This is a genomic window from Streptomyces sp. NPDC056373 (assembly GCF_042262425.1).
Classification (GTDB): Bacteria; Actinomycetota; Actinomycetes; order Streptomycetales; family Streptomycetaceae; genus Streptomyces.
In genome coordinates this window covers 25553-37195 of the sequence record NZ_JBHJPX010000004.1, presented here as the reverse complement: position 1 = coordinate 37195, position 11643 = coordinate 25553, and the positions used below count along the sequence as shown (strand labels likewise).

The 11643-nt window shown below is 71.1% G+C and carries 11 protein-coding genes and 1 pseudogene; 4 read left to right on the top strand and 8 right to left on the bottom strand.

Annotated features, from left to right (window positions below):
• Positions 1-31 precede the first annotated feature (31 nt).
• The 3 genes from ACFCXS_RS09265 to ACFCXS_RS09255 all read left to right on the top strand — a co-directional run bounded on the left by ACFCXS_RS09265 (position 32) and on the right by ACFCXS_RS09255 (position 3267).
• Positions 32-682: a TetR/AcrR family transcriptional regulator gene (locus tag ACFCXS_RS09265; RefSeq protein ID WP_376642458.1), complete on the top strand. Its 651-nt coding sequence runs from the start codon at positions 32-34 to the stop codon at positions 680-682.
• 178 nt (positions 683-860) lie between these two features.
• Positions 861-1913 (top strand): endonuclease/exonuclease/phosphatase family protein, encoded by a 1053-nt coding sequence (locus ACFCXS_RS09260; protein ID WP_376642457.1) that lies wholly within the window; start codon positions 861-863, stop codon positions 1911-1913.
• A 136-nt stretch (positions 1914-2049) separates the two neighbouring features.
• Positions 2050-3267 carry an MFS transporter gene (locus tag ACFCXS_RS09255; protein ID WP_376642456.1) on the top strand — a complete coding sequence of 406 codons (1218 nt, stop codon included), beginning with the start codon at positions 2050-2052 and terminating at the stop codon, positions 3265-3267.
• A gap of 56 nt (positions 3268-3323) precedes the next feature.
• On the opposite strand, the gene ACFCXS_RS09250 is transcribed toward ACFCXS_RS09255, so the two are convergent.
• The 7 genes from ACFCXS_RS09250 to ACFCXS_RS09220 all read right to left on the bottom strand — a co-directional run bounded on the left by ACFCXS_RS09250 (position 3324) and on the right by ACFCXS_RS09220 (position 10607).
• Positions 3324-3947 (bottom strand): O-methyltransferase, encoded by a 624-nt coding sequence (locus ACFCXS_RS09250; protein ID WP_376642455.1) that lies wholly within the window; start codon positions 3945-3947, stop codon positions 3324-3326.
• Between the two features lie 13 nt (positions 3948-3960).
• Entirely contained in the window at positions 3961-4674 is a 714-nt protein-coding gene (locus ACFCXS_RS09245; RefSeq protein ID WP_376642453.1) for a haloacid dehalogenase type II, read from the bottom strand.
• A 119-nt stretch (positions 4675-4793) separates the two neighbouring features.
• Complete coding sequence (locus tag ACFCXS_RS09240; protein ID WP_376642452.1) at positions 4794-5189, bottom strand: VOC family protein; 396 nt, start codon at positions 5187-5189, stop codon at positions 4794-4796.
• A 131-nt stretch (positions 5190-5320) separates the two neighbouring features.
• Complete coding sequence (locus ACFCXS_RS09235; protein WP_376642450.1) at positions 5321-7075, bottom strand: NAD+ synthase; 1755 nt, start codon at positions 7073-7075, stop codon at positions 5321-5323.
• A 139-nt stretch (positions 7076-7214) separates the two neighbouring features.
• Positions 7215-9155, bottom strand: a complete 1941-nt coding sequence (locus tag ACFCXS_RS09230; RefSeq protein WP_376642449.1) for a protease pro-enzyme activation domain-containing protein — start codon at positions 9153-9155, stop codon at positions 7215-7217.
• A 166-nt stretch (positions 9156-9321) separates the two neighbouring features.
• Positions 9322-9942 carry a DUF305 domain-containing protein gene (locus tag ACFCXS_RS09225; protein WP_376642448.1) on the bottom strand — a complete coding sequence of 207 codons (621 nt, stop codon included), beginning with the start codon at positions 9940-9942 and terminating at the stop codon, positions 9322-9324.
• Positions 9939-10607, bottom strand: a complete 669-nt coding sequence (locus ACFCXS_RS09220) for a DUF3105 domain-containing protein (protein WP_376642447.1) — start codon at positions 10605-10607, stop codon at positions 9939-9941. The genes ACFCXS_RS09225 and ACFCXS_RS09220 overlap by 4 nt, the downstream gene beginning before the upstream one ends.
• A 213-nt stretch (positions 10608-10820) precedes the next feature.
• Between ACFCXS_RS09220 and ACFCXS_RS09215 the strand changes: the two genes are divergently transcribed.
• Positions 10821-11270 (top strand): RrF2 family transcriptional regulator, encoded by a 450-nt coding sequence (locus ACFCXS_RS09215; RefSeq protein ID WP_376642446.1) that lies wholly within the window; start codon positions 10821-10823, stop codon positions 11268-11270.
• Here the strand turns inward: ACFCXS_RS09215 and ACFCXS_RS09210 are convergent.
• A pseudogene (locus tag ACFCXS_RS09210) lies at positions 11267-11473 on the bottom strand (hemin transporter); the annotation flags it as partial. The gene ACFCXS_RS09215 and the pseudogene ACFCXS_RS09210 overlap by 4 nt on opposite strands.
• Positions 11474-11643: the final 170 nt, after the last annotated feature.

Here is an 11643-nt window from a genome sequence, read left to right as displayed (position 1 = left end):
CGGCCGCCGGGTCAGGAAAGGAAGCAGCGACGTGAGCCTCGCCGAACGGCACCCCCCGCACGACGGTCCCGCGAGGGGGCGTCCCAGAAGCGAGGCCGTCGAGCGCGCCATCATCGGGGGCGTGATGAAGCTCCTGGAGGAGGGCGTCCCCCTCGCGGACCTGTCCATCGAGCGCATCGCCCGCACCGCCGGCGTCGGCAAGGCCACCATCTACCGCCGCTGGAGCGGCAAGGAGGAACTCTTCGTCGACGTCGTGCGCGCCGCCGAGCTCCCGGACCCGCCGCTCCCGGGCACCTCCATGCGCGACGACCTCGTGGTCCTGCTGGAGCAGGTGCGCCGGCGCGGCCTGGCCAACCGCTCCTCGGCGATCCTGCACAGCGTCCAGGCCCAGATGAAGAGCAGCCCGAAACTGTGGGCGGCGTACCACGCCACCGTCATCGCCCCGCGCCGCCGGCTCGGCCTGGAGGTCCTCAGCCGCGGACAGAAGAACGGCGAACTGCGCACGGACCTCGACCTGGAGCTGCTGAACGACCTGTTCGTCGGACCTATGCTGCTGCGCGCCGTGCTGCACACCGACGCCGACCTCCCCGAAGACCTCGCCGAAAGGGTCGTCGACACCCTGCTCGAAGGGCTGCGACCCACCGGCTCACCCTCCGTCAGTTCCGCACCTCGGGGCTCCTAGTGTGCGCGTTTCGTCACAGAGGGCGCTTTCAGCGGGTCTGATCGGAACTCGTCGCGGGAAGCAGAACGTCATCGCCCCCGTACGGCCGTCGAGGGACGGCGGGAACGGAACGGATCATCCCCTAGGGTCGTAAGGACACGGGGGCGATGGTGTGCACGGCAGGCAGTGAGGCGACGGTATGGCGCAGCAGGCGTACATGACGGAGACGGACAACGGCGGCTCGGGGCCCGAGCACCGGGGAGCCCGGCTTCGGCGCCTGTTCGACCGGCTGGCGGGCCCCTGGCGGGGCGACCCGCGGATCTGGCGGCGCGGACTGTTCGTCGCCGCGGTCGCGGTGCTGCTGGCCCTGGTCATGGTGCTGCACTCGCGCATCCCGAACACGATCGGCAACCTGGGCAGCCTCATCGAGACGTTCCTGCCCTGGCTGGGTCTTCTCGTCCCGGTGCTGCTCGTCCTCGCCCTGGTCCGCAGGTCCGCGACCGCGTTGATCGCGGTGCTGCTGCCGTCCGTCGTCTGGCTGAACCTCTTCGGCGGCCAGCTCAGCGACAAGAACGCCACCGGCGGTGACCTCATGGTGGTCACGCACAACGTCAACGCCGAGAACCCGGACGCGGCCGGCACCGCCCGTGACGTGGCCGCCTCCGGCGCGGACGTGCTGGCCCTGGAGGAGCTGACGCCGGCCGCGGTCCCCACGTACGAGAAGGCGCTCGCGTCCACCTACCGCTACCACTCGGTGCAGGGCACGGTCGGGCTGTGGAGCAAGTACCCGCTGACCGGTGTGCGGGACGTCGACCTCGACATGGGCTGGACCCGCGCGATGCGCGCCACCGTGACCGCCCCGGCCGGGCAGGTCGCCGTCTACGTCGCCCATCTGCCGTCCGTGCGCGTGAAGATGGAGGCCGGATTCACTGCCCGGCAGCGCGACCGGAGCGCCGACTACCTCGGCGAGGCCATCGCCCGTGAACCACTGAAGAACGTGGTCCTGCTCGGTGACCTCAACGGCACGATGAACGACCGCGCGCTCAACGCCGTCACCTCGCAGATGCGTTCCACGCAGGGCGCGGCCGGCAACGGCTTCGGCTTCAGCTGGCCCGCGTCGTTCCCGATGGCACGCATCGACCAGATCATGGTCCGGGGCCTGAAGCCGGAGAGCTCGTGGACCCTCCCGCAGACGGGCAGCGACCATCTGCCGGTCGCGGCCCGTGTGAGTGTCACCACAAGCGGTTCCTGAAAACCGCTGGTCACAGCCGTACGGCCGGAAACACGCGCGGGAGGCGTCACCGCGCGGAATAGTGCGCCTGCGAGACTTTGTTCCGTACTTGAACATACGCGTACGGATCTCCAAGCAAGTCTCGAAAGGCTCACTCATGCCCCTGGCCCTGCTCGCCCTTGCCGTGGGCGCCTTCGGCATCGGTACGACCGAGTTCGTGATGATGGGGCTGCTGCCCGACGTCGCGAACGACCTGAACATCTCGATACCCAGCGCCGGCCATCTGGTGTCGGCGTACGCGCTGGGCGTCGTCATCGGCGCCCCGCTGCTGGCCGCGGTCACCGCCAAGATGTCCCGGCGCACGGTTCTGACCGGCCTGATGGGACTGTTCGTCGTGGGCAACGCCCTGTCGGCCCTCGCGCCGGACAACGGCTGGCTGCTGGCCGCCCGCTTCCTGAGCGGTCTGCCGCACGGCGCCTTCTTCGGCGTGGGCGCCGTCGTCGCGACGAACATGGTCGCCCCCGAACGCAAGGCGCGCTCGGTCTCGCTCATGTTCCTCGGCCTGACCATCGCGAACGTCGCCGGCGTGCCGGTCGCGACCCTGATGGGTCAGCACCTCGGCTGGAGGGCGACCTTCCTCGGTGTCAGCGCCATCGGCCTGGTGGCCATCGCCGCGCTCGCGCTCCTCATCCCGCAGGACCACGAGCACGTCACCGCCAAGGGCCTGCGCGGCGAACTCGCCGCCCTGAGCTCCCTGCCGGTCTGGCTGTCGCTCGGCACGACCGTCGCGGGCTTCGGTGCCCTCTTCTCGGCCTACAGCTACATCACGCCGATGCTCACGGACGCCGCCGGCTACGCCGACGCGAGCGTCACCCTGCTGCTGGCACTGTTCGGCGTCGGCGCGACCGCCGGCAACCTGCTCGGCGGCCGCCTGGCCGACCACTCCCTGCGCGGCACGCTGTTCGGCTGCCTCGCCTCGCTGGTGGTGGTCCTGTCGCTGTTCCCGCTGCTGATGCGCACGGAGGTCACGGCCGCCGTCGCCGTGATCCTGCTCGGCCTGACCGCCTTCGCCACCGGCTCCCCGCTCCAGCTCATGGTCATGGAGAAGGCGTCCTCGGCCCCGTCCCTGGCCTCCTCGGCCAACCAGGCCGCCTTCAACCTGGCCAACGCCGGCGGCGCCTGGATCGGCGGCCTCGCCCTGGCCGCGGGCTTCGGCGTCACCTCCCCGGCCCTGGCCGGTGTGGCCCTCGCCGTCCTCGGACTGGCCGTGGCGTCGCTGGCCTACGCGGTGGACCGCCGCCGGCTCCCGGCCCCCGGCCGCGAGCGGATCGTGGCGACCCATGTCCCGCAGGAGGCGGAAGCCGTGCACCACTGACGGCTTCCGGCACACATCAGCCCGTGGGATCGCCTCCCACGGGCTGCGGCTTTCCGTCAGGCGGTGGCCTCGTGGCCGGTCCACGGGCCGCCGCCGCTTGTCGTCCACCGGGGCGCCTGCCGCCGCGCCGCGACGACTGCCGAACTGACGGGAGTGGTGAGGACCTCGGTCGCCTCCAGGTCCGGATGGGTGAGGTAGAACAGGCGCAGCTCGTCCACCTCGCCCTCGAACCGGGGCGGCCACTGGTGCGACGGGGTGAAGTCGTCCAGGACGAGAATCCCGCCGGGGGCGAGCAGCTCGACGACCCTGCGCGGATCGTCCCGCTTGCCGCCGCCGTCGCAGAAGAACACGTCGAAGGGTGCGTGCCGTTCGAGCAGCCGCCAGTCGCCGGTCAGCACGCTGACGCGGCTGTCGTCGGCGAACACCCCGGCCGCGCGACGGGCCAGCTCCTCGTCCCGTTCCACGGTGACGAGCCGCGCGCCGTCCCCGAGGCCGCTGTGCAGCCAGGCGGTTCCCACGCCCGACCCGGTGCCGCTCTCGGCGACGACCCCGGCGGGCTTGGCGGCGGCGGCCGTCCGCAACAGTCTGCCGACCTCGCGGACGCAGCTCTTCGTGAATCCCGCCTCGACGGCGATACGTTCGGCGGTCAGCACACGCGCCGGAACAACCGGCTCACTCATGACCACGCCCCTTTCACGGCGGGTCGGACGCTACCTGACCGCCCGTCAACGCGTCGGCGAGTCGGCCGAGCTCGTCGAACCGCCCGTCGAAGGCGTCCGAGTCCGTGGGTGGATCGCCGGCCGGGCGGTGCACATAGGCGGTTCGCATGCCGGCCGCCCGGGCGCCGCGGAGGTCCCAGGCGTGGGCGGCCACCATCAGGACGCGTTCCGGTGGGCATCCGGCGCTGTCGAGGGCGAGGCGGTAGACCTCCGGTGCCGGCTTGTAGGCCTGGGCGGCCTGAGCCGACAGGGCCTGGTGCCAGCGCAGCCCGGCATGCGCGTTGAGGTGCAGCAGGGCCGTGCGGCCCGCGTTGGACAGCCCGATCACGGGGTACCGCCGGGCGAGCCGCTCCAGCCCGGCGGCCGAGTCGTCCCACGGGGGCAGCCGCCGCCCTGCCGTGGCGAGCCGGGCGATGACCCCCGGATCGGTGACTCCGGCGCGCTCGGCCACACGCCGGGCCGCCTCGGCGTCGAGGACCTCCGTGCTGGCGTACGGGCGCAGCCCCTGCCGGACGCGTTCCTGTTCCTGCTCGCAGTGCTGCTGCCACAGGGCGACGAGTTCACCGACGACCGCCGGGCCGGACAGGCGGGTTGCCTCTCGTACGGCGGATCGAAGCCCGCCGGGCTCGTCGACCATGGTGCCCAGGACGTCGAAGACGACGACCTCGATGCCGTGGATCTCGACCATGCGCTCTCCCGCGTCCCGTCCACCGACTGCGTCACCGCTTGAACAGGTGATGATGGTGACACTCCGGCGTGTCACCGGTCAAGGTGGTGACGTTTCGGGGAGGGGGGCGCGGCGTCGGGCTACTCCCGCGGTTGGGTCGCGAGCTGGATCAGATTGCCGCAGGTGTCGTCGAGGACGGCCGTGGTGACGGGGCCCATGTCCAGGGGCTCCTGGGTGAAGCGGACGCCGAGGCCGCTCAGGCGCTCGTACTCGGCGCGGACGTCGTCGACGGCGAACTGGGCGACCGGGATGCCGTCGGCGGCGAGCGCGTCGCGGTAGGGCTTGACGGCGGGGTGACCGGCGGGCTCCAGCAGCAGCTCCGTACCGCCGGGGTTCTCGGGGGAGACGACGGTCAGCCAGCGGTCCGTCTCGCCCACCGGGACGTCGTACTTCTTCACGAAACCGAGGATCTCGGTGTAGAAGCGGAGGGCCTTGGCCTGGTCGTCGACGAAGACACTGGTCAGATGGATCCTCATGGCGGACTCCCGGGGAGAGGTGCTGGAGGTCGGGTCTGGGCGAGTGCGGCGGTCTCCCGCATCCTGAGGCGCGGGAGACCTTACGGGCCCGAGCCGCCGGGCCCGTGGCCGTCACCGACGACCCTGGCCCGTCAGAGCGACTCCCGCCACCCGTTCGTGATCGGCAGCCGCCGGTCCTTGCCGAAGCCCTTCGGGGAGATCTTCGTGCCCGGCGGGTACTGGCGCCGCTTGTACTCGGCCGTGTCGACCATCCGCAGCGTCTTCGCGACCAGCTCCGCGTCGAACCCGGCCGCCACGATCTCGTCCGCGCCCCGGTCCCGGTCGACGTACAGCTCCAGGATCGCGTCCAGCACCGGGTAGTCCGGCAGCGAGTCCGTGTCCACCTGGCCCGGGCGCAGTTCCGCGCTCGGGGGCTTGCTGATGGAGCTCTCCGGGATCGGCGGGGTCTGACCGCGCTCCCCGGCGGCCCGGTTGCGCCACTCGGCGAGCCGGAACACCGACGTCTTGTACACGTCCTTGATGGGGCCGTACGCCCCGACCGAGTCGCCGTAGAGCGTCGAGTAGCCGACCGCCAGCTCCGACTTGTTGCCGGGGGCCAGCACGATGTGGCCCTCCTGGTTGGAGATCGCCATGAGCAGCGTGCCGCGCAGGCGCGACTGGAGGTTCTCCTCCGCCAGGCCCGTGAGCCCCAGCGAGCCCATGTAGGCGTCGAACATCGGCTCGATCGCCACCGTGCGGTAGTTCAGGCCCGTGCGGCGCGCCAGCTCGGCCGCGTCGTCCTTGGAGTGGTCCGAGGAGTACTTCGACGGCATCGACACGCCGTACACGTTCTGCGCGCCCACCGCGTCGCAGGCGATCGCCGCGACCAGCGCCGAGTCGATACCGCCCGACAGACCGATCAGGACCGACGAGAAGCCGTTCTTCGCGACGTACGCCCGCAGGCCCACGACCAGCGCCGAGTAGACCTCCTCGTCGTCCTCCAGACGGTCCGCGTAGCCGCCCGTGAGCTCGGGCTCGTACGGGGCGAGAGGCTCCTCCGACAGGACGACCCGGTCGATGCGCAGACCGTCGTCGACCACGCCCGTCGGGGCGTCCGCCGACGCCGCCGGCAGATCCAGGTCCAGGACCACGCAGCCCTCGGAGAACTGCGGGGCCCGCGCCACGACCTCGCCGTCCTTGTCGACCACGATCGAGTCGCCGTCGAACACCAGCTCGTCCTGGCCGCCGATCATGGCCAGGTACGCCGTGGTGCAGCCGGCCTCCTGGGCCCGCTTGCGGACCAGCTCCAAGCGCGTGTCGTCCTTGTTGCGCTCATAGGGGGAGGCGTTGACGGACACCAGCAGGCCCGCCTGCGCCGAACGGGCGGCGGGGACGCGGCCCCCGTCCTGCCACAGGTCCTCGCAGATGGCCAGGGCGACGTCCACACCGTGCACCCGCAGCACCGGCATGCTGTCGCCGGGCACGAAGTAGCGGAACTCGTCGAAGACGCCGTAGTTCGGCAGGTGGTGCTTGGCGAAGTTCAGCACCACCTCGCCGCGGTGGAGCACCGCCCCGGCGTTCTGCGGCGCGCCGGCCGGCTGGCCGTACTTCGGCTGGGCGGTCGCGCTGCGGTCGAGGTAGCCGACGATCACCGGCAGCTCTCCGAAGCCCTCCTCGGCCAGACGCGCGGCGAGAGCGCGCAGCGCCGCCCGGGAGGCCTCGACGAAGGACGACCTGAGCGCCAGGTCCTCGACGGGATACCCGGTCAGCACCATCTCCGGGAACGCGACGAGATGCGCTCCCTGTTCGGCGGAGTGCCGGGTCCAGCGGACGATCGACTCGGTGTTACCGGCGAGGTCGCCCACGCCGGCGTCGATCTGGTTCAGGGCGAGACGTAGTTGAGGCACGCCGTCCAGTGTAATCGTCAGTGCGACACAATGGGGTGGTGTGGGTCATCCCACACCACCCCATGTCCCCTTGCGGAGGTCGGCGGACGGCAGCGGACGTCAGCGAAGGCCGGCGGAGGCCGGCGACGGCCGCCGAAGGTCAGTGCCGCCGGTACGACTCGACGTAGCCGTTCGCGGGGGAGCCCACGCCGGTGACGTCGTCGTAGCCCTTCACGGCCGCGAGCGAGCTGTCCTTGCCGAGGCTGCGCACGGAAGTGGACAGGCCGCCGGTGGCGTCGTAGCCGTTCACGAAGTCGACCCGGGCCACGGCGAGGCCGGAGCCCGTCGGGTTGTCGGTGACGTCGTGGTAGACCTTCGAGCCGTACTTCGCGTAGATCACCGGGTTGGCGAAGCCGATCGCCTTGCCGCGGGCCTCCTGGGCCAGGGCCTGGACGGCCGCGATGGTCGGCGCGGCGAGCGAGGTGCCGCCGATGCGGTACTCGCTGTAGGCCTGCTTCTTCCCGTCGGGGAGCGTCTGCGTCTGCCCCACCAGGAAGCCGGTGTTCGGGTCGGCGATCGCGGCGATGTCCGGGACGACCCGGTTGCCGGATGCGCTGTTGGCCTTCGCCAGCGCGTCCGGCACGACGCCCTGCTGGTAGGTGGGCTCGGCGACGGTCCTGCTGGTGCCGCCGCCCGCGCCCGAGGTGAACGCGCCGGGGAAGTCGGTCCAGCTCTTGCCGTCGTCCGACAGGGCCGCCTTGTCGGTGCCCCAGCCGGTCTCCCAGAGGTACGTGTCGTTCTTGCCGACGGCCAGCGAGGTGCCGCCGACCGCGGTGACCCACGCCGAGTTGGCCGGGGAGTCGACCTGCTTCGTCCCGGAGTTCGCGACCTCGTCACCGTCGTCGCCCGAGGAGAAGTAGAAGCCGATGCCCTCGACCGCGCCCAGCTGGAAGACCTGGTCGTAGGCGGCCGCGAGGTCGGGCGTCTGCACGGCCTCGACCTCGCCCCAGGAGTTGGAGACGATGTCGGCCAGGTGCTTGTCGACGACCGTGCCGAGCGCGTCGAGCAGGTCGTCGTCGTTGCAGGAGGCGGCGCCGACGTACGTGACGTCCGCGGCGGGCGCGACCGCGTGCACGGCCTCGACGTCCAGGGTCTCCTCGCCGTACCAGCCGGAGGCCGAGCAGTCCTTGGTGTCCGTGTACTTCTTGGGCAGGACCTGGTGCAGCTGCCCGGTCTTCCACGCCGCGTCGCCGTTGCGCTTGGCGTAGGTGCTCGCGTCGTAGGCGATGGTCGGGGAGGCGTACGCGTCCGTGATGGCGACCCGGACACCCTTGCCGGTGCGCGTGCCCGCGCCGTAGGCGGCCCGCAGCTGCTTGCCCGTGTACCCCTTCACGGCGTACGGGATCTTCTTGCCGTAGGCGCTCGGGAGTGTGCTCGCGGTGGTGGAGCCGTAGTACGAGGAGAACGGCCCGGCGTTGCGGAACACGGTGTCCGGCGGCGGCAGCTGATCGTCGTGCGTGGCCATGTGCGGTGCGTTGTCCAGCCCGGTCACGGTCAGGACGGCACCGGCCAGGCTCTGCGGCACGGAGGCGGTGTTCGCCGGGGCGCGGTAGGTCCTGGAGCCCTTGGCGAAGTTGTGCAGCTGGGTGCCGAACGCCTTCTCGGCGGCGGCCACGTCACCGCTGACGGAGACGTAGTGCCGCGTGACGCCGGTGACCTTCAGGCCGGCGGCGGTCAGCCAGGACTTCACGGCCGCCACCTGGGCCTTCGTGGCACCGAAGCGTGCCTGGGCCTGCTTGGCGGTGAGGTATTTGCCGTACGAGGCCGAGTGCGGGTCGGAGACGGCCTCGGCGTAGGCGGCGAGGCCCGAGGAGTCCCTGCCGGTGAGGTAGACCCGGGCCGTGACCCGGGTGGCGTCGGAGGTGGCGCCCTTGTCCGCCCTGGCGGTGGCCCACGCGGGCCGGGTCCCGGCCAGGAGGTCGCGGACCGGGTGGTCGGCGGCGTGCGCCGCGGGTATGCCGAGCGCCAGCGCACCGGCGAGCATCGGCAGTGTCGCTGCCAGACTCACCCCGGCGCGCACGGTGGCGCGGTTGGATCTCATGGAACCCCCTGCGGTTCGTCGTGAGTGGATCACTCGACGGCCGCCACTCTCGCGATGAACCGTTCATGCCAGGGAATGGCGCAGCCCAAGAACCGCCCTGCACAGGCCAAGAAGAGCCCAAGAGACAGCCGGGCAGGGCGATTTGAGGCTTACGTGCCCGGTGTCCCTACCGGCGCGCCGCCGCGCCCCGCTCCTTGAGCATGTCCGCCATCAACGAGATCTCCGACTGCTGCGCGTCCACCATGCCCTGGGCGAGCCGCTTCTCCACCCCGACCGCACACCGCTCCACACACCCCTCGGCCATGTGGATGCCGCCCTTGTGATGGTCCGTCATCAGCTGGAGGTAGAAGACCTCCGCCCGCTTCCCGCTGAGCTCCCCGAGCTTCTCCATCTCGGAGTTGGTCGCCATGCCCGGCATCAGCGCGCCGTCCTTGCCGGACGCCATGCCGCCCATGTCCATCCAGGTCATCGGCGGTTCGGAGGACACCTTGGGCAGGGCCCACAGATCCAGCCAGCCCAGCAGCATGCCGCGCTGGTTGGCCTGCGTCTGCGCGATGTCGTACGCCAGCCGCCTGACCTCCTCGTCCTTCGTGCGGTCGCGCACGATGTACGACATCTCCACGGCCTGCTGGTGGTGCACCGCCATGTCCCGCGCGAACCCGGCGTCCGCGGACTCGGCGGACGGCGTCCTGCTGCCGCCGTCGTCCCCGGCGACGGCGTAGGTGATCGCGCCGGCGGCGACGAGCGCCGCCGCCGCGGCCCCGGCGATCAGCCCGACATGCCTCACTTGGACAGCCCGTTCGTGCAGGCGGCCCCCGGCTCGGGGGTCTGCTCGCCCTGGACGTACTTCTCGAAGAACGCGTCCACGTCCGGGTCCTTCGCGCTCGTCACCGTGCGCTGGTGGCCCCACGCCGAGAGCATGATCGGGTCCTTCTGGTCGTCCATCGGGCTCATCAGCGTGTACGGCGTCTTCTTCACCTTCGCCGCGAGCGCGTCGACGTCGGCCTTCTTCGCGTCGGCGTTGTACGTCACCCACACCGCGCCGTGCTCCAGGGAGTGCACGGCGTTGGTGTTCTTCAGCGGCTCGGTGTAGACGTCGCCGTTGCAGTTCATCCAGACCGGGTTGTGATCACCGCCGACCGGCGGCTCGGAGGCGTACTTCACGGCCTTGGTCACGTGGTTGCGGGACAGCTTCCCCTCCCACGTCTTCACGCCGTCCTTGCCCGTCACGAACTTGCCCTTGCCCGACGAATCGCTCGACGCCGCGGTGTCACCGCCCTTGTCGTCCTGGGACCGCACCAGCACGACGCCGCCGACCACGAGTCCGGCCACGACCACCACACTGGCCGCGATGGTGAGGACCCGGTTGCGGCGCTCACGGGACTGCTCGGCGCGCCGCATCTCCTCTATTCGAGCCTTGCGTGCCGTGCTGCTCTTGTTGGCGGAGCCCATGAGGTGTCCTTCGTGGGAAAAGTGACGGTCGGGTGGAGTGATCGTAGTGGGGGAGACGGGGCGCCTCGTAGAGCGGCCGCGGGAATGGGCCGAATCGATACGGCACCGACAGCCGACCGACAGCTTCACCGGTCCGGCCGAGTTCCGGCCGAGGGTCCGCTCACGGCTTCCCGATAATTTGAACCGCAGATTCCCATTACCTACGCTGCCCGCATGCGGCTGCTGCGCTCCACCGACCTCGCCCTGCGGGTGCTGATGCGGCTCGCCGTGGCGGGCGGGTCGAGTCCGACGACCCGGAACGTCGCGGACGGCATGGACGTGCCCTACACCCACCTGGCGAAGGTCGTCGCCGAGCTCCGGCACATGGGCCTGCTGGAGGCCCGCCGTGGCCGGGGCGGCGGCCTCACCCTCACCGAGCGGGGCCGCACGGCCTCGGTGGGCGCCGTGGTGCGCGCCTTCGAGGGCGGCGGTGACGTGGTCGACTGCGAGGGCCCCACACCCTGCCCCCTCAGCGCCGCCTGCCGGCTGCGCGGCGCCCTGAGCCGGGCCCAGGAGGCGTTCTTCACCTCACTGGACCCGGTCACGGTGGAGGACATCGTCGCGGAGCCGACCGGGGCGCTGCTCCTGGGTATCTCCCGGGGCCCCGAGCGCTCCGCTCCCTAGTCCTGTCCCGCAGGCCACAGATCCGGGCCGAACACCTCGTAGTGGATGTCAGCGGGGGTGACGCCCTTGGCGAGCAACCGGGTCCGCACCGCCCGCATGAAGGGGAGCGGACCGCACAGGTACGCGCGCGTGCCCGGGGCGAGCGGGACGCGAGTGAGGTCGACCAGCCCCGAGTGCGTGCCTGAGGGGGCGTCCTGCTTAAAGTTGCATATGAGATGCAAATTAAGTGGGTGGCGCGACGAAAGGAACCGGCCGTTACGGATGCGGGTGCGAGCAGGCACTATGGGCGGAAGAGCAGTCCACCTGCCGTACGTGAGGCGTTCGACCCCGGATCAGCCGGGCGATCATGGTCCGCAACGCGTACGAAATGGTG

What these genes read in the sequence shown, in the direction of transcription:
- ACFCXS_RS09245 (WP_376642453.1), bottom strand. Translation starts at nt 4,674, where the DNA reads ATGGTCGAGATCCACGGCATCGAGGTCGTCGTCTTCGACGTCCTGGGC.
- ACFCXS_RS09240 (WP_376642452.1), bottom strand. Translation starts at nt 5,189, where the DNA reads ATGAGGATCCATCTGACCAGTGTCTTCGTCGACGACCAGGCCAAGGCC.
- ACFCXS_RS09220 (WP_376642447.1), bottom strand. Translation starts at nt 10,607, where the DNA reads ATGGGCTCCGCCAACAAGAGCAGCACGGCACGCAAGGCTCGAATAGAG.
- ACFCXS_RS09230 (WP_376642449.1), bottom strand. Translation starts at nt 9,155, where the DNA reads ATGAGATCCAACCGCGCCACCGTGCGCGCCGGGGTGAGTCTGGCAGCG.
- ACFCXS_RS09255 (WP_376642456.1), top strand. Translation starts at nt 2,050, where the DNA reads ATGCCCCTGGCCCTGCTCGCCCTTGCCGTGGGCGCCTTCGGCATCGGT.
- ACFCXS_RS09250 (WP_376642455.1), bottom strand. Translation starts at nt 3,947, where the DNA reads ATGAGTGAGCCGGTTGTTCCGGCGCGTGTGCTGACCGCCGAACGTATC.
- ACFCXS_RS09215 (WP_376642446.1), top strand. Translation starts at nt 10,821, where the DNA reads ATGCGGCTGCTGCGCTCCACCGACCTCGCCCTGCGGGTGCTGATGCGG.
- ACFCXS_RS09260 (WP_376642457.1), top strand. Translation starts at nt 861, where the DNA reads ATGGCGCAGCAGGCGTACATGACGGAGACGGACAACGGCGGCTCGGGG.